The organism is Paraburkholderia sp. CHISQ3 (assembly GCF_030464945.1).
GTDB classification, from domain to species: domain Bacteria; phylum Pseudomonadota; class Gammaproteobacteria; order Burkholderiales; family Burkholderiaceae; genus Paraburkholderia; species Paraburkholderia megapolitana.
On the sequence record NZ_JALPRG010000014.1, the window covers coordinates 118,244 to 138,295 of the forward strand.

Genomic DNA, 20,052 nt, shown 5'->3' on the forward strand with positions numbered 1-20,052 from the left:
TGATACACGCCGGGTGTTTTTCGTCTCCTGGAAACCCATGACCAGAATCGGACTGTCCTGCAACGCGTTCCGGCACAGCGGCGGCCTCGAACGTTATGCCATGGATCTCGTGCGCGGACTGCACGATAACGGCATCACACCCGCTGTGTTCGCGCGCCGTTTCGACCGTTCGTTGCCGGAAATCGAACTCGTGGAGCCGCACCGCATCGCGGTGAACTGGTTGCCCGGCAAGCTGCGCGATGCGTGGTTCTCGTGGCGGCTGCGGCGCGCGCGGGCGGCGGCAAGCATCGACGTGCTGATCGGTTGCAATCGCGTCGATTCGTCGGAGATCGCCATTTGCGGCGGCACGCATCGCGGCTTTCTGCGCGCGGGTCGACGTGACACGCGGCCGTCCGATCATCGGCAGATCGTGCTCGAGCAGCGCCAGTACGATCAGGCTCGCTTCATCGTCGCGCACTCGGGGTTGATGCGCGACGAACTGATCGAACTCTACGGCGTGCCGCCGGGAAAAATCCAGCTGCTCTATCCACCTGTCGACGCGCGGCGTTTTACGCCAGTTAGCCGCGACGCACGCGCGCAGTTGCGGCAACAGTTCGGTTTTGCGGACCACGAAGTCGTGCTGTTATTTCCGTCGAGCAGCCACGAACGCAAGGGCTTGCCGCTGATCGAAGCAGCGCTGAAGGACAACCCGCTGCCGGTCGTGGTCGCAGTGGCCGGACGACCGCCCGAACGTACGTCGCAGCAGATCCGCTACATCGGCTACGCGAAGCAGATCGAAGACTGCTACCGCGCCGCCGACTACACGATCCTCGCGTCGAACTACGAGCCGTTCGGTCTGGTCGGCATCGAGTCCGTGCTGTGCGGCACGCCGGTGATCTTTTCGTCGAATATCGCTTGCTGCGAAGTGCTCGCGGACGAAGCGCGCATTACGTTCGCGCCCGGCGATGTCGATGGATTGCGTGCGGCACTGGCGCAGGCTGTCAAGGCGGCCACCGATCCTGCGCGCACAGCGCCGGGATCGAGCGCGATTCGTTACGACATGAGCATCGGCGCGCATGTGAATGCGCTGCTAAAGCTCGTCGAACAGGTGCGCATCCAACCACGTTGAGGCGTGGCGGCTACAACCGCCGGGCGTGCTCCCAACTCTCAGGCATCCCAGCTCACGTGAAGGCGTTGCTAAAACTCATCGAGCCGCTCTTCGGCCAGCTACGCTGAATCGCACCGCACCCGTCACAACCGCCCGTCACGCTCCCGATTCAACCGATCGAGTTTGAGAAAGCGGTAATAAACCGTCTCCGCATTGAACAGCGCAATCATGAATCCCGCGCGCCCATCGAGAAACCCGCGGCGCAACAGATACGTGCGCAAAAACGCCCACGCACCGCGGCCCAGTGCCTTACCGAAGCTCGCCCGCTGGCCCGCCGCGTGTCGCTGCTGCGCGCCCGCGCTCGAATAGGCGTCGAGCTTGCGCAGCACAGCCTCGAAGTCTTCGTACGAGTAGTGCAGAAGCTTGCCGTCGAGGCGGACGACCGGCTGCCCGGCTGTCTCGAAGACCAGTCGCTCGTGCACGAGATCGTCGGAGAAGCGCGCCGCGCCGCGCTTGAAGAGCCGCGGAATCCAGTCCGGATACCAGCCGCTGTGATGCACCCACTGGCCACAGAAGCTCGACAGCCGGTCGATGGCATAGACTTCCGCGCGCGGGCTGCGGATCGCGTCGCGAATCGACGCGGCCAGTTCCGGCGAGAGCACTTCGTCGGTATCGATCGACAGGACCCAGTCGGTGGCGAGCGCATCGAGCGCGCGATTTTTCTGCGGACCGAAACCGGGCCAGTCGGCGGCGACGATCACGCGTGCGTTGTGTGCGCGCGCGATCGCGGCGGTGTCGTCGGTGCTGCCGCCGTCGACGACGACGATGTCGTCCGCGAACGAAACGGCAGCAAGGCACTGCGCGAGCCGTGCAGCCGCGTTGTGCGCGATCAGCGCTACGCCGAGAGTGGGTTCCGCCATAAGCAGTCGTTGCGATCGAGGCAGGGTAAAGAGATCGATACAGGAATCGACATCGGTAGCGCCGCCGCTAGCGGCGCAGGTGCCACTTTACGAAGAGCACGGGTTTGTACAGCGACGGAAAAGTCGCATACAAAAAGACGCGCAACCGGTAACCGAACGACACGTCGTGGCTGCGTCCGAACAGCGCGAGCTTCTCTCCCACCGATGCGCTCGCGAATATCGCGCTCGCGTATTGCTCGCGGGCCGACTTGCGGGCGAGCGCGACGCGCATGCCTTCGCCGACTCCGACCTGCTCGGCGTCGCGGATCAACTGGCGCGTCTCGCCGAGCCCATTGCGATTGGCGAGCCGGAAGCGCGCGACGAATTCGTCGGACGAGCGCCACGCGCGCTTGCGCGACAGGCCGCCACGCCGGTATTTGACGAGCGGCTCGTGCAGCGTCATCGCGCCGCCGCTCATGATCGCGCGGAACGTCATGATCTGGTCCTCGCCGTAAATACCGGCTTCCATCTCGCCGAACCGGTCGAACAGGCGCCGCGACCATGTGTGCGCGGCGCCGACCACGTGCGGGCGCTTCTCGGCCCAGTCCTGGAAGGTTTTGTAAGAACTGAGATCGGTGACTTCGAGCACGTCGTGAATGTCGCCGTCGGTGTCGAGATCGTAAAGATCGGTGGCGATCAAATCGGGGCGGCGCCCGGCTTTCAGCCACGCGGCGACTACCGCACGGCACCGTTCGGGCAGCGAAACGTCGTCGCCGGCTGCGATGAACAGCAGTTCGCCCTGGGTTTCGCGTGCGAGCAGGCTCAGATGCGCGCTGATGCCGAGGTTCGACGAATTGCGTCGCACCTGCACCGTGTGCGGGCCGGTGTAGTGGGCGACGCAGCGTTGGGCGGCGGCGTAGGTGCCGTCGCTGGACGCGTCGTCGGAGATGATGATTTCGAGTGGGGAGTAGGTCTGCCGCAGCGCGCCTTCGATAGCCGCTGCGACTGTCGCTTCCTGGTTATAGGTGATCAACAGCAGGCTGACGAGCGGAAACGCGGATCCGTCAGGTACGACGTTAACCATTGTGAAATCGCATGATTGGGAGGTTCCGCGGAGCATATCATCTTCGTCTTTCGATCCGGACAAAACCCGTAGTGGCGGGGGACGGACCGTTATAATGAGACAAATTTTCCGGACGTCCAGTGGTTACTACATGATTTCTTTCGCTGCACCATGACCGCTAACAGAACTACTACCGTTGCGGCCGCTGTGCTGCTGTTTCTCGCGCCCGCGACGATGCTGACGTTGCGTGGCGGTACCGGCTACTGCTTTTTCCTGCTGCTTGCTGTAGCACTCGTCAACCTCGCCGTGATGCGCGGCCAGCACGGCTATCTGGCACCGTTGCGCAAGTACCCGTTGTACACGGCGAGCATGCTGGCGTTCACGCTGTACCTGCCGTTGCAGCAACTGCTCGAACATTACTATCTGCCCCGGCAGTTCGACGCGATGTCGCGGCTCGTGCTGAGCCTGCCGATCTTCCTGCTGTTCTGCACGGTGTCGAGCCGCAGCCTTGCGCTCGTCGGCTGGGGATGCGCGGCCGGCGCAGTGGGGGCAGGCGCGTGGGCTTTTATCAGCGGTATCAACGCGAGCTGGGGTGATCTGAATCGCCTCGGCAACTACTACACGAACCCGATCCCGTTCGGCAACACGGCGCTGCTGCTCGGCTTTCTCGCGGTGCTGTCGATCCGCTGGGACACCGGTCTCGCGCGGCGTTTTTCGATTCCGCTGAAGCTGTTTGCGCTGCTCGCGGGCGGCTACGCGTCGTATCTGTCGGGCACGCGCGGCGGCTGGCTCGCGCTGCCGCTGTTCGCGTGGCTCGTGGCCGCGAACTTCGGCTGGATGCGGCACCGCGCACGCCTCGCGATTGTCGGCGCCGTGCTCGTGGTGGGCGTGGCGGCACTGTTCTCGACCCATGTCGTGCAGCAGCGCCTGCGCGATACGGCGTCCGATCTGCACCAGCTCGAACATGGCAATGCCGATACGTCGATTGGCTTGCGCCTGCAATTGTGGAACGCGTCGTCACATCTGTTCCTGCAGAACCCGGTGCTCGGTGTCGGCAAGGGCAAGCTGGAAAGTTCGCTGCAAACGCTCGCGAATAACCACGAAGCGTCGCAGGCGATCGTCAACGAGCGCGCGCATAGCGAATTCTTCTCGACGATCGCCGAGCTGGGCACGTTCGGCATCGCCTGTCTGCTGCTTTTATACTGGGGGCCGCTCGCGTATTTTCTGCGCCATTACCGCTCGGCGGATGCGATGGTGTCCACGGCGGCCTATTGCGGCATTGCGGTCAGCGGGTCGGCGATCATCTTCGGTCTGAGCATCGATATATTGTCCTCGGTCATGAATGTCGCGCTGATCGCCCTGCTATGGGCGACAATGATGGCCATTATTCACCGCGGGACGCGCACCGAAAGCGCGCCAGCCAAACCGCAGACGGCCATTTGATGCCAGCCGCCTGATTCACTGCCCGGTAGCCCGGCTGCGGGGCTGCACCACCGCCCAGGCTGCGCCAGGCTGTTTCGCATCGCCGGCGAGCGCTTGCCGGGGCTATTGCCCGATACAAGGACATTTTTTGGAAACCAGGAACACATTGCGCAAGAACATCGGTGACGAAGGTACTTCGTCGACCGACGTTCTGGAGCGTCTCTGGCCGTATATCAAACCGGTCTTGGTGGTTCTGTTGCTGGGGATCGCCACGATGGCTATCGTCGCCGCAACCGAAACCGGTATTCCGGCGCTGCTCAAACCGCTGCTCGATCACGGTTTCGGCACCCACGGCAACGCCAATGCGAAATGGCTGGTGCCGCTCGCCGTGATTGGGCTCGCCGTCGTGCGGGGCGCCGCGCAATACCTGTCCGGCTATCTGCTCGCCTACGTGTCGAACCGAATCCTGCTGCAACTTCGACTCGACATGTTCCAGCGGATGCTTCACACCAGCTCCTCGTTTTTCCAGCGCGAAACGGCGAGCACGGTCATCAACGCGATCGTCTTCGAGGTCAACCAGATCCTCAATGTGCTGCTGGGTGTGATGGTCACGCTGGTGCGCGATTCGCTGACGGTGGTCGGCCTGCTTGGCTGGCTGTTCTACCTGAACTGGCGCCTGACGCTGATCGTCGCGGTGGTCCTGCCGCCTATCGGCTGGGTGGTGAGCAAGATCAACCGGCGCTTGCGACACCTGAACCGCGAACAGCAGACGCTCACGAACGAACTGTCGTACATCGTCGAAGAGACCGTGGCGGGCTACAAGGTCGTCAAGGTACATAACGGCGAGAAGTACGAGATGCGCCGTTTCACCGAGATGAGCAAGCGCCTCAAGGGTTACGCGATGCGCCTGACGATCTCGGGTGGGCTGGCGCAGCCGCTCACGCAGTTCCTCGCGTCGATCGCCCTGGCTATCGTGATCACGATAGCCGTGGTGCAGTCGTCCCACGATCAGACCACAGTGGGCGGTTTCGTTTCGTTCATCACGGCGATGCTGCTGATCATCTCGCCGCTGAAGCACCTGATCGACGTCAATCAACCGTTGCAGCGCGGCATGACCGCCGCCGAATTTATCTTCGGCCTGATCGACGAGCCGACCGAATCGCAGGGTGGCGAACGCCGGCTCGAACAGGCGCGCGGCGAAATCGAGTTTCGCCACGTATCGTTCAACTACGGCACCTCCGAGCGGCCGACACTCGACCGCGTATCGTTCAAGGTCTCGCCGGGCGAAATGGTGGCGCTGGCCGGACCGTCGGGCAGCGGCAAGACTACGCTCGTCAATCTCCTGCCGCGCTTCTTCGATCCGGCGGGCGGCGAAATACTCGTCGATGGCGTGCCGATCAACGACTACGATCTGCACGATCTGCGCGGCCAGATGGCGATGGTGAGCCAGGACGTGGTGCTGTTCAACGATTCGGTCGCCCACAACGTCGCGTACGGCCAGACACCGGATCGCGAGCGCGTCGAAGCGGCGCTGCGCGCGGCGAATCTGATGGATACGGTGAACGCGATGCCGAACGGTATCGATACGCTGGTCGGCGGTAACGGCATGCGCCTGTCGGGCGGCCAGCGCCAGCGTCTCGCGATTGCGCGCGCGATCTACAAGGACGCACCGATCCTGATTCTCGACGAGGCGACCTCGGCACTCGATTCCGAATCCGAGCGCCACGTGCAGGTCGCACTCGAAACGCTGATGAAGGGACGTACGACGCTGGTGATCGCTCACCGCCTGTCGACGATCGAACGCGCGGATCGCATTCTCGTGCTGGAAGGCGGGAAGATTGCGGAGCAGGGTAGTCACGACGAACTGCTCATACAGGGCGGCCTGTATGCGCATCTGCATAGGATCCAGTATCAGCAGCAGGCGGCGTGAACGTGTTGCGGTGATCGTAGTTGCGTGCGTAACCGGCGCATGCAGCTAGCGGCGAGCGGCGCAGCTTAACTGCGCTGCTGCACGACGGGCGCCCGATCCGCTTCATGCGCTGCCGCCGCGTCGCCCGTTTCCTTGCGCAGATCGGCAAACGCCTTGAGCACGCGCGACACCGGCAAGAAGTGTTTCCATAGCCGGTCTTTCGCGATCTTTCCCGGCAGTACCGGCAGCGGCAGGACCGCGCGGCTCGGCGCCCAACCCGGCCGCCAGCGCAACGCGATCTTGCGCCGCACCGCAAGCGAGACCGCGGGCACACCGAGATTCGACGCCAGATGCGCGATGCCCGAATCGTTGCCGATGAACCATCCCGACTCATAGATCCATGCCGCAACATCGGCGAGCGTAGCGAACGCCGGCCGCGGCAGACCGTGCTGGTCGAGCAGGTCCCAGTCCTTGCGTTCGTGCGCGGCCATCACGAACTCGGGTTCGAAGCCGGTGTCGCGTAGTTGCAGCGCCAGCGCGACAAAGCGCTGCGGAAGCCAGCTCTTGCGCGGCAGGTTTGCAGTGGGATGGATCACGACACGGCGTGTATGTGCGCGTGCGTGCAGATGCGGCGGCGGGACGAGTCCGTTGTCCGGCACGACGTCGGCGAGACCGAGGTCGAGCGAGCACAGTTCCATCTGGATCTGCACCATGGTTTTCAACTGCCGGTAGCGCGGCCACTCGTCCATCACGAGTACGCACGGATGCCAGTCGCGTGTGCCTTCGATCACGTCGGGCGGATACGCATGCAACAGCACGTCGAATCCGCCGAGCAGGCTGCGCGCTTCATCCGGACGCACGGTTGGATGAACCTCGAACGATGCGAACCAGTTCTTGAGCGAATGAATGTAGTCGCCGAACACGACGACGCGATGACCGTTGCGTACGAGGTTGTGTGCAACAACCATCGTGAGCAGCGAATCGCCGAGACGGGGGGACATCAGGAGCGCGACGGACTGTCCGGGAGCAAGACGCATGGAGCAATAACCTGGAATTTCGTTTGACTGGCGTGGTGAGCAGACCCGGTTGCGGGCGAACGGCATGCGGTGAACCGACGGAGTAGTTTGAGTATGGCGGTGTCCGATGGTTCTCTAGGATGACGCGCGTCGGCATCGAGGATGCCGGGGCGAAAGCGCGGGCTGATCGTTGCGGCCGTCGTTGATGGCCGCATGGGGGCATCCTGCCCAGCGACCGAAGGCCAGATTGTACAGTGGGCGGGATACGCTCGAAGCGCCGTCACACGCCACTGGTGACGAGCGCCAGCACCGACAGATCCGGATGCGTGCCGTCGACAATGCTCCGTCCCACGTGCACCGCTTCGAACAACGCATCGGCGGCGTTCGCAAAGCTCACGTCGCCGTCCGGATGAAACGGTACCGCATGCCCGGGGATGGCCGGGTCCGCTCCGGGGTGGCAGACGTAGCCGATATACGTGTAGCGCACCGGTTTCACGTCGGGTGGAACGGCGGGCGGATTCTGCGCGAACGGTGCGACGTGGACCTCGAAGCCTTCGTACTCCGCCGTTTGCCAGCACGCATATTCGCGGTACTCGTCGATCATGGTCGCCTCCATCGGTCAGGGCGCTTTATCGCGGTTTGCGGTACGGCTTCAATGCCGGTGCCGCATCCTGTCCCAGAGCCGGTGACCGGCATGATGCAGCGCGCCTGCTCGATGTTCGCGGCGGTGGTGCGAACCGAGCACCATCACCGCAATGGCGATGACCATGAGCCCCACTACGATGCTGACCATCGATTCAGCCATGGCGGCCTCCCTTCACGTCGCATTTCATCCTGAAATTCTAGGCGATGGGGATGAAAAGGCGCCGGGCAAACGAGGGACATGTCACCCGGTATTCGAACGTACCAATTTGATAAAATGCACTTATAAGATGCGTATATAGAGCTTTCCACTCCATTGTGCTACATTTATGAGGCACAAGGAGTCTTCCCCATGAATTGCACCCTGCAGATATTCCTGGATGATCGCTGGGTCGACTGCGCCGAGATCGAATTCAACGGTGGGATTTGCCAGTGGAATCACCTGGTGGCGTATGCCCTCGAACACCCGGATGCCCCGCTATCGCTCGCCGAGCCCGTGGATATGGACATCCGCGCGGCCCGGACCATGCCAGCCTTCCTCTATGACCTCGTTCCGCAAGGGGCTGGCCGTCGCTTCCTGTTGGGCCAGTTGCAGCTACCGGATGGTCCCGATGCGGACTTTCCGCTGATCTGTGCAGGCGCCTTCAATCCGGTCGGCAGGATTCGGGTTGCCGAGGCAGTCGATTACCTTGAGAAGCACCTGGCGCGGCACCCGCATGCGCGCGACCTGCCAGGACTGACAATCGACGATGTCGCCGGACGCAGTGCAGAATTCGCGGAAAGGATGCACCTGCACGGGATGTTGGGCACCGGCACCACAGGCGTTCAGGGCGCCGCGCCGAAGTACCTGCTGACGCGTGACCGGGCGGGCCTTTTGCACGGCGACGCGGTACTCCCCGACGGCGACGCTACCCAGCATCTGATCGTGAAACTGCCTCGCGGCAATAGTGCGGCCGACCACAAGGTCCTGCGCAACGAAGCGGCCTATATGCGGGTGGCCGCCGAGCTCGGTATCCGCACGCACATGGATTTACCCACTCTTCACGGAGACGTCCTGCTGATCCCACGCTTTGACCGGATCGTGCGCGGCGGGAAAGTCGTGCGTCTCCATCAGGAAAGCGTGGCCTCGATCCTGGGGCTGTCCGGTTTTGACCGGCGCCCAAGCCTTTTCGATGTCACGGCCGCAATCCGCAGGGTAGTGACCGATCCCGCAGCCGAGACGCTCGAATTCATCAAGCGCGACGTGCTCAATCTGGCGATGCGCAACACGGATAACCACGCGCGCAATACGGCCGTGCAACGGGTCGATGGGCAGGTCCAGCTCACGCCTTTGTTCGATTTCGCTCCGATGTATCTGGATCCCGAAGGGATTGCCCGAACGCTCAGATGGTATCGGCCCAACACCCAGGTGGAGTTGACGAACTGGGCCGATGTCCTTGTCGCGCTACCGGTGCCTGACTCTGAGCGTCAGATGCTTGCTCGCGGATTGAATCAGTTTGCGGTGCAGATCGAACGCCTGCCGGACGTCCTCGAAGAGCAGGGCGTCGATCACGACATCATCAAGTTCCTGGCGCTTTCCGTCGATGCACAGGTTCGCCAGCTGCAAGCCCTTTAATCGCCAGAGATCCCTCATGCCGCGCCGAAACCGACCTACCCGTGACGAGCAAAATGCGCTGCGCCTCGCGTTCTACGAAAGAATCGATCGGGGTGACATGACCATTTCCGAGGCCATGAAAGCGATGCGCGAGATGACGGGCCTGACTCAGGCGGAATTCGCCGCGCACCGGGGCGTGAGCCGCCGGGTCGTCCAGGACACCGAGCGCGGAACCGGCAACCCAACCGTCGATTCGCTCGACAGCATCGCGAAGCTGTTCGGATTGCGTGTCGGATTCGTTCCGATCAGGCGCAAAAATCCTGTCTCGCCAAGCTCGAGCTAATGGTTCAGATCGGCACGAAAGGCAGACTGTAACGATATGTAAAGGTTCGAGATTTAGCCGTAACCTGCGTAATCGCACACAGAACTAGACTGGTCGCCGGTTAATCGGGCAATGGTCCGATGCATCCTGGACGACCTCTCTATGCTTTCAGTGGAACGGGCAACGCCGGCGCTCCCCGCGATCGAATTGCCGTCAAAGCCGCCTTGCTATACGTGGCCCGGCCCGATCCGGCGCGCACGGGGCACGATGCTCAAACTGCTGTATCGCTGGACGCATTCCCGCGCATTCCGTCACAACGAGCGCTTATGGGGAGCGGTTACTGTCGAGCGACATGAAAGCGGGTATTTGCAGCGCATGCGGATCGGGCGCCACGAATTACCGATTGAAAATGCGGACACGCTGCTCGGCGCATTCAAAGGCGCCTGCCATCTGATCGCGACGGGTCCTTCAATCAGCGACATCGATTACGCGTCGCTCGATCTCGATCACGTGATGGGCGTGAACGGTGCGATCGCGTTGCAGGACCGGCACCCGGTGCAGTTCGACTACTACTGCATCGTCGACGCCGGGTTTGCGAGAAACCGTCCCGATCTGGTGGCCCGTGTGATGCAGCAGCGCCTCGTGCTATTCGCCACGCCGCTGGTTCTCTGGTACATCGCGCAGTACTTTCCGCTCGAACAGATGCAGTGCCGGGTCTTTCTCATCGAAGACGTTCGCTATCCCGCGTGCCGGCGCGCGTTGCGTCGCCAGGAACTGCGTGCTGCGCAGACTCGCGACGGCCTGGTCGTGTTCGATGAAGCGCGTGCGCTCGGTTTCAGCCTCGATATCCGGCGCGGCACGTTCGATGGTCGCACCGTGGCGTATACGGGTCTACAGATTCTTCATTCGCTGGGTTTCGATACGCTCTATCTACACGGGCTCGATTTTCGTCATGCCGCGCGTACACCGCGCTTTTACGAAACCGCCGGCACCATGCAACCGAGTTCGCTCGACGATCATTTCGATGCGTTCATCGCACCTTCATTTCGCGAGGCAGCGGCGTTGCTCGAGCGTCGCGGCGTGCGCATGGTGAACCTGTCGCCGCATAGCGCGCTCGATACGCAGGTCGCCGAGAAAGGGGACTGGCGGCAGTTGCGTCGGGTGTCGGTGGCGTACGGGTGAGTGGCGGTTACCCATTGGAAGTGCGGTAGAGCGCTTCCAGGCGCGAACTTGATGTTATACGGGAATCCCGTATAATGCGCCCATGCGGACTGTGATTGAAACCCCGACTTTCCAGAAGCAGGCCGAGCGCATTTGGTCCGACGCCGAACGTCTCGACTTTATTATGTGGATTGCCGCGAATCCGGATGCAGGAGATGTGATCCCCGGTGCAGATGGCGCTCGCAAAGTCCGCTGGAAGCGCGCAGGCACTGGGAAGTCTGGCGGCGCGCGCGTAATCTATTTCAACTTGACCGATGAGGAAATCGTGTTGCTCGTGGCGGTCTATGCCAAGGCTGAGCGCGAAAACATGCTCCCCAAGGACATTCGAAAGGTGCTGTGATGGACATCGAGAAAATCGCCAAGGCCATCGAGGCCGACGCCGGTGAGTCGCTGCCGGATCTGCGCCAGGCGCTTGCAGAAGCCAAGGCGCGAACTGGCCGCGTGACAACGCCGGAGCAAATGCTTGTGCGCCAGGCGCGCGAAGCGTCCGGCTTGACTCAGCCTGCGTTCGCAGAGCGGATCGGTACACCGGTTGCAACGCTGCGCGACTGGGAGCAAGGCCGGTTTTCTCCCTCGGGCGCAGTACTGTGCCTGCTGCGTTTGATTATCCGACATCCTGAGTTGACGGCGGAGCTTGCGGCATAGCGTAGCGGCCCTTAGTGGACCTACATTAAAACGATGTCGTACTGCTCCTGACTCAAATTCGACTCCACCTGCAACGAAACCGGCTTACCGATGAAATCGATCAGCATCGCGAGATGCTGCGATTCCTCTTCAAGGAACAGATCGATCACCTGCTGCGATGCCACTACGCGAAACTCACGCGGATTGAACTGGCGCGACTCGCGCAAAATTTCGCGCAGCACGTCATAGCAGACGGTGCGCGATGTCTTGACCTGGCCTTTGCCCTGACACACCGGGCAAGGCTCGCACAGCACATGCGCGAGCGATTCACGCGTGCGCTTGCGGGTCATCTCGACGAGCCCGAGCTGCGAGAAACCGTTCACCGTCACACGCGTGCGATCGCGCGACAACGCTTTCTTTAGCTCGCCGAGCACCTGGTCGCGATGCTCGACGTTCTCCATATCGATGAAGTCGATGATGATCACGCCGCCCAGGTTGCGCAGCCGCAACTGGCGCGCGATCGTATGCGCAGCTTCCAGATTGGTCTTGAAGATCGTGTCGTCGAAATTGCGCGCACCGACATAGCCACCGGTGTTCACATCGATCGTCGTCATCGCTTCGGTCTGGTCGATGACGAGATAACCCCCCGACTTCAGATCGACGCGCCGCGACAGCGCCCGCTGGATTTCGGTCTCGATGTTGTACAGATCGAAGAGCGGCCGTTCGCCGGTGTAGTGGTGCAGTTTCGGCGACACCGTGGGCGTGAACTCCGCCGCGAAGTCGGACAGCATCTGGAAGGTCTCGCGCGAATCGACCTGGATGCGCGTTGTCTCGTCGTTGACGAAATCGCGCAGCACGCGCTGCGCGAGATTCAGGTCCTGGTAGAGCAGGGTGGTGGGCGGCATGCGTTGCGATTGCGACTGGATTGTCACCCACGTCTTGCGCAGATAGGCGACATCGGAGGCGAGTTCATCGCTGGTCGCATCTTCGGCGATCGTGCGCACGATGTAGCCGCCTTTTTCGTCCACCGGCAGCACGGCCGTCAGGCGCGCGCGTACCGCTTCGCGTTCGGTCTCGCTTTCGATCTTCTGCGAGATGCCGATATGCGGTTCCTGCGGCAGATAGACGAGCGTGCGTCCCGCGATGCTGACCTGGGTCGACAGGCGCGCGCCCTTGGTGCCGATCGGATCCTTGACCACCTGCACCATCAGCGTCTGTCCTTCGAACACGATCTTCTCGATCGGTTGATGCGGTACAGGACGCTGCGGGTCACCTTCGGTACGCGGATGCCAGATGTCGGCGACATGCAGGAACGCGGCACGTTCGAGACCGATGTCGATGAAGGCCGACTGCATACCGGGCAGCACGCGCACGACCTTGCCGAGATAGACGTTGCCGACCCGTCCGCGCGACAGCGTGCGTTCGACATGAAGCTCCTGGACCGAGCCCTGCTGGACGAGCGCGACGCGCGTTTCCTGAGGGGTGACGTTGATCAGGATTTCTTCGTTCATGGTTTTGTTCTAGAAGTCGATGCGCACTGCGCGTAACAGCGCAGCGGTCTCAAAAAGCGGCAAACCCATGATACCTGAATAGGACCCGTCGATATGTTCGACGAACTCCGCGGCGCGTCCCTGAATGCCATAGGCGCCAGCCTTGCCCGTTGGTTCACCGGTCGCTATGTAGCGGCGCAGCATCTGCTCCGGGGCCGCGGAGAAGCGTACGCGCGAGCGGGACAGCACGGTGGGTAATAGCGCGCCGTCGGCGCTGATTGCAGCGACTGCTGTCAGCACATCGTGGTCGCGACCTGCGAGGCGCGCGAGCATCGCGAACGCGTCATCGGCGTCGACGGGTTTGCCGAGAATTGCATCGTCGATCGTGACGGTTGTGTCCGCAACGAGGATCGGCGCATGCGCACGACCGCTTGCCACAAGGCGCGCGCGTGCAGCCTGTGCCTTCGCTGCGCAGACGCGCACCACGTAGTCGTGCGCAGCTTCGTCGGGCAGTTCGGCTTCGAGTGCTTCGGCATCTTCATCGGGGCGCGGCAGCAGCAGTTCGAAGCGCACGCCGAGCTGTTGCAGCAATTCCTGGCGGCGCGGACTCTGCGAGGCGAGATAGACGAAGGGATACAGTTCGGCGGATGACATGACGGCGTTTCCGGAGGACGCGTAACGGTTGCGGCGCAGCACAACTGCACGGTACGACTGCGCTATACGTACGGCATGCACAGCACGTCGCCCGCACTACGCGCGATGATAAGGATGATTCTGCGTAATGGTCCACGCGCGATACAGCTGCTCGGCGAGCAGCACGCGCACCATCGCATGCGGCAACGTGAGGCTGGAGAGTCGCAGCAACATATCGGCGCGCGATTTCAGCGCCGGGTCGAGCCCGTCTGCGCCGCCGATCAGGAACGCTACGTCGCGCCCGCCTTGCTGCCAGTCCGGCAACGCGGCGGCGAGCTGCATCGTGGTCCAGTCTTTGCCATGTTCATCGAGTGCGACGATGCGCGCCTGCTTTGGCAGGGCGGCTTCGATGCGCTGACGTTCGGCGGCCATCACGCTTTCGGCGGAACGGCCCGACGAACGTTGCTCGGGCTTCAACTCGCGCAACTCGATGCGCAGCTCGGGCGGCATGCGCTTCGTGTATTCGTCGAAGCCGGCTGCGATCCAGTCGGGCATCTTGTGACCGACCGCGAGGATGTGCAATTTCATGATGGCGTACGTGAGGCTACGCTGGCGCGCGCCACGCGGCGGTCCGCATGGCGCGCCAGCGCGGCTGCCTGCGTGACCACAATGAGCTAGCTACGCCGCGCGGGCGTCTTGCGAGCGGGCTTGGCTGTCGCAGGCTTGGCGGCTTTGGCGGGCCTGGCAACCTTCGCGGCCTTCGCCACCGGCTCGTCGTCCACATCCTCATCGTCGAACGGGCCACTCGCCTGCGCACCGCCGAACGGGTTCGGCGTCGACAGCTTGATGCGCACCGGCTTGTCGCCCCAGATCTCTTCGAGGTTGTAGTACTGACGCAGCGCCGGCTGCAGGATGTGGACGACCGCGTCGGCGCAATCCACCAGCACCCATTCGCCGATGTCCTCGCCCTCGGTGCTGATCACTTCGCCGCCGGCTTCCTTGACCTTATCGCGTACGTTCGATGCGAGTGCCTTGGTTTGTCGGTTCGAGGTGCCGCTCGCGACGATCACGCGATCGAACAGCGAGGTCAGGTGGGTGGTGTTGAACACCCGGATGTCTTGCGCTTTCACGTCTTCGAGAGCGTCGACGATCGCGCGTTGCAGTTTGCGTATATCCATATTTACTGGTGGTACAGATGATGTTGAAGAATATAGTCCCACACGGCTGCGGGAACGTGGCTGGCCGGCTGGCCCGCCTCGTTGCCCGCACGGCTCGCATGATGTGCGACCCGTTCGCGCAGATGTGCGCGGATGTCCGTGGCCGAGACGTCGAATGCCAGTGTCGTATCGATCAGCAGATGCCCGCAGGGTGTTGCCTGCAATACCTCGGCGCTCGCTGCGCGCGCCGCAATTTCAGCCGCCACGGCGGGCGGTATCGAACCGAGGTCGAAACCGGGCCGCGTCGACGCGCACACGTGCGCGAACTCGAACAGTTTGCGCCAGTCGCGCCAGGTGTCGAGCTTGACCAGTTGATCCGCGCCGATCAGCAGCGCCAGCGAGGTCTTCTGTCCTTCCCGCTCGCGCCAGCGGGCGAGGGTTTCGACGGTATACGTCGGGCCGTCGTGTTCGATTTCGTCGGTGGCGACGCTGACGGTCACGCCAGGTATCGTCAGCGTGCGGGCCGCGATGCGCGTCATCGCGAGGCGATGCTGTGCCGCCGTGACATCGGTCTTCTGCCATGGCTGGCCGGCGGGCAGCAGCACGAGCTCGGTCAGTTGCAGCACGTCGGCAAACCGTCGCGCGAGCGCGAGGTGGCCGTCGTGGACCGGATCGAACGTACCGCCGAGCAGACCGATCCGGCGGGGCAGGGCAGCGGGAAGAACGGGCGGATTCAGATCGTGATCCTTTGTCGTGACAATGCGTGCGCCGGAGTGCGTCTAGCGGCTGCGAGGCCGGCAGTCTTCACCGGGCACTCATGTTCGGCGGCCATCAGACCCACTCGCGCGGCACGAGGAAGTCGCTTTGCAAGCGCGCTTCCGGCGTGCCGGGCTCAGGATGCCAGTTATAGCGCCAGTTGGCGACGGGCGGCATCGACATCAGGATCGATTCGGTGCGTCCGCCGCTTTGCAGCCCGAACAGTGTGCCACGGTCGAACACCAGGTTGAACTCGACATAGCGGCCGCGCCGGTAGGCCTGGAAATCGCGTTCGGCCTGCGTGTACGGCTGGTTGCGGCGTTTTTCGACGATTGGCAGATAGGCCTTCAGAAACGCGTCGCCGACGCTTTGTACCATCTCGAACGAACGCTCGAAGCCCGGTGCCGAAAAGTCGTCGAAGAAAATGCCGCCGATACCGCGCGTCTCGTTGCGATGCTTCAAGAAGAAATACTCGTCGCACCAGCGCTTGAAGCTCGGGTACAGGTCCGCGCCGAATGGCTGCAACGCGTCGCGGCACACGCGATGAAAATGCTGCGCGTCTTCTTCGTAGCCGTAGCACGGCGTGAGATCCATGCCGCCGCCGAACCAGAACACCGGCGCTTCGTTTGGCTTGGTGGCCATCAGCAGACGCACGTTCATGTGCACGGTCGGGCAGTGCGGATTGTGCGGATGCAGCACGAGCGAGACACCCATCGCCTCGAAACTGCGTCCGGCCAGTTGCGGCCGCGCCGCGCTGGCCGACGCGGGCAGCGCATCGCCGGCGACGTCCGACAGGCCGATGCCGGCCCGCTCGAAAAACGCGCCGCCTTCGAGGATGCGTGTGCAACCGCCGCCGCGCAGCTTCTCGCCGGGGCCGCGCTGCCAGGCGTCGGTGGCAAACGGCTTGCCGTCGAACGCGCCGAGCGTATCGGCGATGTTGGCCTGCAACTGCTGCAACCAGCTGCGGACGGCCTGGACGTTATAGGTCGGTTCGGTCATGAATACGGGGCTGCTGGGCGGCCCGGTTGGATGGCCGCGGGTTCAGGGAGGTGCCGGCCGGCAGGCGGTCACGACTACAAGCCGTGACAGGCGGCCGGCCGAAATCGCGCCGCTTATCACGGCCGCTTGTCACAGCCAGTCGCGCCGCGGACGACCAGCACCGAACGCGCGCGGCAATACCCGAAGTGTAGCGCCGAAGCCGTCAGGCGCCCGCGCGAGGCGCCGCGCCGGTCGCTCAATGCTTGCGGTTGAGCGCGCGATAACCGATGTCGCGGCGATACTGCATACCGTCGAAGGAGATCTGGTTGATCGTTTCGTACGCAACCGATTGCGCGCTGCGTACCGAATCCGCGAGCCCGACCACGCACAGCACACGGCCACCCGATGTGAGCAGCTTGCCGTCCACGAGCGTTGTGCCCGCATGGAACGTCACCGACTCTTCAGTGGCGGCCGGGATGTCGCTGATGCGGTCGCCCTTGCGCGGCGTCTCCGGATAGTTGTGCGCGGCGAGCACGACGCCGAGCGCGGTGCGGCGATCCCAGTCGAGTTCGACGGTATCGAGCGTGCCGGCGATTGCCTGTTCGACGACCTTCGAGAAATCGCCCTTGAGCCGCGCCATGATCGGCTGCGTTTCCGGGTCGCCCATCCGGCAGTTGAATTCGAGCGTCTTCGGGTTGCCTTGCGCGTCGATCATCAGACCGGCGTACAGAAAACCGGTGAAGCGAATACCTTCCTTCTCCATGCCGCGCACGGTAGGCAGGATGATTTCGCGCATCACACGCGCATGCAGTTGCGGCGTGACGATCGGCGCGGGCGAGTAGGCGCCCATGCCGCCCGTGTTCGGCCCCAGGTCGCCGTCGAGCAAACGCTTGTGATCCTGGCTCGACGCAAGCGCAAGCACGTGCTTGCCATCGACCATCACGATGAAGCTCGCTTCTTCGCCGGTCAGGAACTCTTCGATCACGACGCGCGCACCGGCATCGCCGAGCTTGTTGCCGGACAGCATCATGTCCACGGCGGCGTGCGCTTCTTCGAGCGTCTGTGCGACCACCACGCCCTTGCCGGCGGCGAGGCCGTCGGCCTTGACCACGATCGGTGCGCCTTTCGCGTCGAGGTACGCGTGCGCGGCGCCCGGCTCGGTGAAGGTTTCGTATTCGGCGGTGGGGATAGCGTGGCGCTTCATGAACGCCTTCGCAAAGTCCTTCGAGCTTTCGAGCTGCGCGGCTTCCTTGCTCGGCCCGAAGATCTTCAGACCACGCGAGCGGAACAGATTGACGATGCCGGCCGCGAGCGGGCCTTCCGGCCCGACCAGCGTGAACGCGATCTGCTCGCGCTCGGCGAAATCGGCCAACGCAGCCGGCTCGGTGATGTCGATGTTGAGCAGCCGCTCGTCGTGCGCGGTACCGCCGTTGCCGGGCGCGACGTAGACGAGCTGCACGCGCGGCGACTGCGCGAGCTTCCATGCAAGCGCATGTTCGCGACCGCCGGAACCGACGACGAGTAACTTCATGTGTTTCCCCGAAGACTAAAAACCGTGAACGGCCGACGCGTCGGCATCGGCCGTGAATCTGTGAATCCGTGAATATTCATTCGCGCGGTTCGCACAGCGCGAACCAGTGCGTCTGCAACTGCAACGCCTGCAACGCGAGCGAGCTCACTCGTCGGCGATCGCTGCGTTTGTATAGACTTCCTGCACGTCGTCGAGATTTTCGAGCGCATCGAGCAGCTTCTGCATCTTGAGCGCGTCGTCGCCGGTGAACTCGATTTCTGTCTGCGGTTTCATCGTCACTTCGGCCATTTCGGCCTTGAAGCCGGCGGCTTCGAGCGCGGACTTCACTTTCGGGAAATCGTTGGCCGGACACAGCACTTCGATGCTGCCGTCGTCGTTTGTCACGATGTCTTCGGCGCCGGCTTCGAGCGCCGCGTCCATCAGTTTGTCTTCGGGCGTGCCCGGCGCAAACAGGAACTGGCCGACGTGATCGAACATGAACGACACCGAGCCGTCGGTGCCCATGTTGCCGCCGAACTTCGAAAACGCGTGACGCACTTCCGCGACGGTACGGATGCGGTTGTCGGTCATCGTGTCGACGATGACGGCCGCGCCGCCGATGCCATAGCCTTCGTAGCGGATTTCTTCGTAGTTCGCGCCGTCCACACCGCCGGTACCGCGCTGGATCGCGCGGTTGATGTTGTCCTTCGGCATGTTGGCGTCGTACGCCTTCTCGACGGCGAGCCGCAGACGCGGGTTCGTATCCATTTCTCCGCCGCCCATGCGGGCCGCGACCTGAATTTCCTTGATGAGCCGCGTCCAGATCTTGCCGCGCTTCGCGTCGGTCGCTGCTTTTTTATGCTTGATGTTGGCCCATTTCGAATGACCCGCCATACCTTTCTCCAGCGCATGCGCCTTCAGGCGCACGCATAGTGCAATTGTCGTTGCGATGTCGGGCGGCCGCCCGATAAGCAGACGCGAATTTTATCACGCCGCCGTTCGTCGGCCCGCGCCTGAGAACCGCGTAGAGCCTGGGCTACCGCCCAGGCAGGCGGTCGGTGCGATGCTCAGTTCTTCGTGCCGAACAGCCGGTCGCCGGCGTCGCCAAGGCCGGGCACGATATACGCATGCTCGTTCAGATGCGAGTCGAGCGAGGCGACGTACAGCTTCACGTCCGGATGCGCGTCCTGGAAAACCTGCACACCCTCGGGCGCCGCCACCAGAGCGAGGAACATGATGCTGGAGCCTTCCACGCCGCGGCGTTTGAGCACATCCACGGCATGCACGGCCGAGTAGCCGGTTGCGACCATCGGGTCGCACAGGATGAAGTTGCGGTCCTCGAGATCAGGCAGGCGCACCAGATATTCGACCGGCCGGTGGTCGTCGGCCCGGTAGACGCCGATATGGCCGACCCGCGCCGACGGGATCAGCTCAAGCAGCCCGTCCGACATGCCGACGCCCGCGCGCAGCACCGGCACGATGGCGAGCTTCTTGCCCGCGATGACCGGCGCGTCGATATCGACGAGCGGGGTCGACACGGGACGGGTGGTCATCGGCAGGTTGCGGGTGATTTCATAGCCCATCAGCAGCGTGATCTCGCGCAGCAGTTCGCGGAACGTGCGCGTCGACGTGTCGCGGTCGCGCATATGCGAGAGCTTGTGCTGGATCAGCGGGTGGTCGAGGATGAAAAGATTGGGAAAGCGGCTGTCCTGGGTCATGGCTTATGCGC

At 63.1% G+C, this 20,052-nt stretch carries 22 protein-coding genes; 8 read left to right on the forward strand and 14 right to left on the reverse strand.

Annotated elements, in window-relative coordinates; all coding sequences use genetic code 11:
- Positions 1-37 precede the first annotated feature (37 nt).
- Positions 38-1,108 carry a glycosyltransferase family 4 protein gene (locus M0D65_RS28465; protein WP_266255539.1) on the forward strand — a complete coding sequence of 357 codons (1,071 nt, stop codon included), beginning with the start codon at positions 38-40 and terminating at the stop codon, positions 1,106-1,108.
- A 122-nt stretch (positions 1,109-1,230) separates the two neighbouring features.
- Here M0D65_RS28465 and M0D65_RS28470 read toward each other — a convergent pair whose 3' ends face one another.
- Both M0D65_RS28470 and M0D65_RS28475 read right to left on the reverse strand, forming a co-directional pair.
- Complete coding sequence (locus M0D65_RS28470; protein ID WP_266255540.1) at positions 1,231-2,007, reverse strand: glycosyltransferase family 2 protein; 777 nt, start codon at positions 2,005-2,007, stop codon at positions 1,231-1,233.
- Positions 2,008-2,074: 67 nt separating this feature from the next.
- Entirely contained in the window at positions 2,075-3,070 is a 996-nt protein-coding gene (locus M0D65_RS28475) for a glycosyltransferase (protein WP_266255541.1), read from the reverse strand.
- Positions 3,071-3,220: 150 nt separating this feature from the next.
- Here M0D65_RS28475 and M0D65_RS28480 point away from each other — a divergent pair, with 150 nt between their 5' ends.
- The gene (locus M0D65_RS28480) at positions 3,221-4,492 is read left to right on the forward strand and encodes an O-antigen ligase (protein ID WP_266255542.1); all 1,272 of its coding nucleotides are present in this window, start codon (positions 3,221-3,223) and stop codon (positions 4,490-4,492) included.
- Between the two features lie 127 nt (positions 4,493-4,619).
- A complete protein-coding gene (gene msbA / locus M0D65_RS28485; RefSeq protein WP_266255543.1) occupies positions 4,620-6,401 on the forward strand; it encodes a lipid A export permease/ATP-binding protein MsbA in 1,782 nt (593 codons plus the stop codon).
- A gap of 65 nt (positions 6,402-6,466) precedes the next feature.
- On the opposite strand, the gene M0D65_RS28490 is transcribed toward msbA, so the two are convergent.
- The 3 genes from M0D65_RS28490 to M0D65_RS28500 all read right to left on the reverse strand — a co-directional run bounded on the left by M0D65_RS28490 (position 6,467) and on the right by M0D65_RS28500 (position 8,201).
- Positions 6,467-7,381, reverse strand: a complete 915-nt coding sequence (locus M0D65_RS28490) for a glycosyltransferase family 9 protein (protein WP_266255544.1) — start codon at positions 7,379-7,381, stop codon at positions 6,467-6,469.
- A 295-nt stretch (positions 7,382-7,676) separates the two neighbouring features.
- Complete coding sequence (locus tag M0D65_RS28495) at positions 7,677-8,000, reverse strand: hypothetical protein (RefSeq protein ID WP_266255545.1); 324 nt, start codon at positions 7,998-8,000, stop codon at positions 7,677-7,679.
- A gap of 48 nt (positions 8,001-8,048) precedes the next feature.
- Positions 8,049-8,201, reverse strand: a complete 153-nt coding sequence (locus M0D65_RS28500) for a hypothetical protein (RefSeq protein ID WP_266255546.1) — start codon at positions 8,199-8,201, stop codon at positions 8,049-8,051.
- Between the two features lie 189 nt (positions 8,202-8,390).
- On the opposite strand from M0D65_RS28500, the gene M0D65_RS28505 reads away from it, so the two are divergent.
- From M0D65_RS28505 to M0D65_RS28525, 5 genes are all read left to right on the forward strand, one after another.
- Entirely contained in the window at positions 8,391-9,653 is a 1,263-nt protein-coding gene (locus M0D65_RS28505; protein ID WP_266255547.1) for a type II toxin-antitoxin system HipA family toxin, read from the forward strand.
- 16 nt (positions 9,654-9,669) lie between these two features.
- Entirely contained in the window at positions 9,670-9,975 is a 306-nt protein-coding gene (locus tag M0D65_RS28510; RefSeq protein ID WP_266255548.1) for a helix-turn-helix domain-containing protein, read from the forward strand.
- 141 nt (positions 9,976-10,116) lie between these two features.
- On the forward strand, positions 10,117-11,136 hold the full coding sequence (locus M0D65_RS28515) for a hypothetical protein (protein ID WP_091018451.1): 1,020 nt from the start codon (positions 10,117-10,119) through the stop codon (positions 11,134-11,136).
- A gap of 82 nt (positions 11,137-11,218) precedes the next feature.
- Positions 11,219-11,515, forward strand: a complete 297-nt coding sequence (locus tag M0D65_RS28520) for a DNA-binding protein (RefSeq protein WP_266255549.1) — start codon at positions 11,219-11,221, stop codon at positions 11,513-11,515.
- On the forward strand, positions 11,515-11,820 hold the full coding sequence (locus M0D65_RS28525) for a DNA-binding transcriptional regulator (RefSeq protein ID WP_266255550.1): 306 nt from the start codon (positions 11,515-11,517) through the stop codon (positions 11,818-11,820). The genes M0D65_RS28520 and M0D65_RS28525 overlap by 1 nt, the downstream gene beginning before the upstream one ends.
- A gap of 20 nt (positions 11,821-11,840) precedes the next feature.
- On the opposite strand, the gene rng is transcribed toward M0D65_RS28525, so the two are convergent.
- The 9 genes from rng to upp all read right to left on the reverse strand — a co-directional run bounded on the left by rng (position 11,841) and on the right by upp (position 20,041).
- Positions 11,841-13,310, reverse strand: a complete 1,470-nt coding sequence (gene rng, locus M0D65_RS28530) for a ribonuclease G (RefSeq protein ID WP_091018448.1) — start codon at positions 13,308-13,310, stop codon at positions 11,841-11,843.
- A gap of 9 nt (positions 13,311-13,319) precedes the next feature.
- On the reverse strand, positions 13,320-13,943 hold the full coding sequence (locus M0D65_RS28535) for a nucleoside triphosphate pyrophosphatase (protein WP_266255551.1): 624 nt from the start codon (positions 13,941-13,943) through the stop codon (positions 13,320-13,322).
- A 96-nt stretch (positions 13,944-14,039) separates the two neighbouring features.
- Positions 14,040-14,510 (reverse strand): 23S rRNA (pseudouridine(1915)-N(3))-methyltransferase RlmH, encoded by a 471-nt coding sequence (gene rlmH / locus M0D65_RS28540; protein WP_091018443.1) that lies wholly within the window; start codon positions 14,508-14,510, stop codon positions 14,040-14,042.
- An 86-nt stretch (positions 14,511-14,596) separates the two neighbouring features.
- On the reverse strand, positions 14,597-15,100 hold the full coding sequence (rsfS, locus tag M0D65_RS28545) for a ribosome silencing factor (protein WP_266255552.1): 504 nt from the start codon (positions 15,098-15,100) through the stop codon (positions 14,597-14,599).
- Between the two features lie 2 nt (positions 15,101-15,102).
- Positions 15,103-15,840: a nicotinate-nucleotide adenylyltransferase gene (locus tag M0D65_RS28550; RefSeq protein WP_266255625.1), complete on the reverse strand. Its 738-nt coding sequence runs from the start codon at positions 15,838-15,840 to the stop codon at positions 15,103-15,105.
- A 70-nt stretch (positions 15,841-15,910) separates the two neighbouring features.
- Positions 15,911-16,834, reverse strand: a complete 924-nt coding sequence (gene hemF, locus M0D65_RS28555) for an oxygen-dependent coproporphyrinogen oxidase (RefSeq protein WP_266255553.1) — start codon at positions 16,832-16,834, stop codon at positions 15,911-15,913.
- 235 nt (positions 16,835-17,069) lie between these two features.
- A complete protein-coding gene (gene purD / locus M0D65_RS28560; RefSeq protein WP_091018434.1) occupies positions 17,070-18,344 on the reverse strand; it encodes a phosphoribosylamine--glycine ligase in 1,275 nt (424 codons plus the stop codon).
- Positions 18,345-18,488: 144 nt separating this feature from the next.
- Entirely contained in the window at positions 18,489-19,217 is a 729-nt protein-coding gene (locus M0D65_RS28565) for a YebC/PmpR family DNA-binding transcriptional regulator (protein WP_266255554.1), read from the reverse strand.
- A 173-nt stretch (positions 19,218-19,390) separates the two neighbouring features.
- Complete coding sequence (upp, locus tag M0D65_RS28570; RefSeq protein ID WP_091018431.1) at positions 19,391-20,041, reverse strand: uracil phosphoribosyltransferase; 651 nt, start codon at positions 20,039-20,041, stop codon at positions 19,391-19,393.
- Between the last annotated feature and the right edge of the window lie 11 nt (positions 20,042-20,052).

Bases quoted from the DNA above. Each gene is read 5' to 3' on its own strand.
- M0D65_RS28465 (WP_266255539.1), top strand. From the start codon at position 38: ATGACCAGAATCGGACTGTCCTGCAACGCGTTCCGGCACAGCGGCGGC.
- M0D65_RS28470 (WP_266255540.1), bottom strand. From the start codon at position 2,007: ATGGCGGAACCCACTCTCGGCGTAGCGCTGATCGCGCACAACGCGGCT.
- M0D65_RS28475 (WP_266255541.1), bottom strand. From the start codon at position 3,070: ATGGTTAACGTCGTACCTGACGGATCCGCGTTTCCGCTCGTCAGCCTG.
- M0D65_RS28480 (WP_266255542.1), top strand. From the start codon at position 3,221: ATGACCGCTAACAGAACTACTACCGTTGCGGCCGCTGTGCTGCTGTTT.
- M0D65_RS28490 (WP_266255544.1), bottom strand. From the start codon at position 7,381: ATGTCCCCCCGTCTCGGCGATTCGCTGCTCACGATGGTTGTTGCACAC.
- M0D65_RS28495 (WP_266255545.1), bottom strand. From the start codon at position 8,000: ATGATCGACGAGTACCGCGAATATGCGTGCTGGCAAACGGCGGAGTAC.
- M0D65_RS28500 (WP_266255546.1), bottom strand. From the start codon at position 8,201: ATGGCTGAATCGATGGTCAGCATCGTAGTGGGGCTCATGGTCATCGCC.
- M0D65_RS28505 (WP_266255547.1), top strand. From the start codon at position 8,391: ATGAATTGCACCCTGCAGATATTCCTGGATGATCGCTGGGTCGACTGC.
- M0D65_RS28510 (WP_266255548.1), top strand. From the start codon at position 9,670: ATGCCGCGCCGAAACCGACCTACCCGTGACGAGCAAAATGCGCTGCGC.
- M0D65_RS28515 (WP_091018451.1), top strand. From the start codon at position 10,117: ATGCTTTCAGTGGAACGGGCAACGCCGGCGCTCCCCGCGATCGAATTG.
- M0D65_RS28520 (WP_266255549.1), top strand. From the start codon at position 11,219: ATGCGGACTGTGATTGAAACCCCGACTTTCCAGAAGCAGGCCGAGCGC.
- M0D65_RS28525 (WP_266255550.1), top strand. From the start codon at position 11,515: ATGGACATCGAGAAAATCGCCAAGGCCATCGAGGCCGACGCCGGTGAG.
- rng (WP_091018448.1), bottom strand. From the start codon at position 13,310: ATGAACGAAGAAATCCTGATCAACGTCACCCCTCAGGAAACGCGCGTC.
- M0D65_RS28535 (WP_266255551.1), bottom strand. From the start codon at position 13,943: ATGTCATCCGCCGAACTGTATCCCTTCGTCTATCTCGCCTCGCAGAGT.
- rlmH (WP_091018443.1), bottom strand. From the start codon at position 14,510: ATGAAATTGCACATCCTCGCGGTCGGTCACAAGATGCCCGACTGGATC.
- rsfS (WP_266255552.1), bottom strand. From the start codon at position 15,100: ATGGATATACGCAAACTGCAACGCGCGATCGTCGACGCTCTCGAAGAC.
- hemF (WP_266255553.1), bottom strand. From the start codon at position 16,834: ATGACCGAACCGACCTATAACGTCCAGGCCGTCCGCAGCTGGTTGCAG.
- purD (WP_091018434.1), bottom strand. From the start codon at position 18,344: ATGAAGTTACTCGTCGTCGGTTCCGGCGGTCGCGAACATGCGCTTGCA.
- M0D65_RS28565 (WP_266255554.1), bottom strand. From the start codon at position 19,217: ATGGCGGGTCATTCGAAATGGGCCAACATCAAGCATAAAAAAGCAGCG.
- upp (WP_091018431.1), bottom strand. From the start codon at position 20,041: ATGACCCAGGACAGCCGCTTTCCCAATCTTTTCATCCTCGACCACCCG.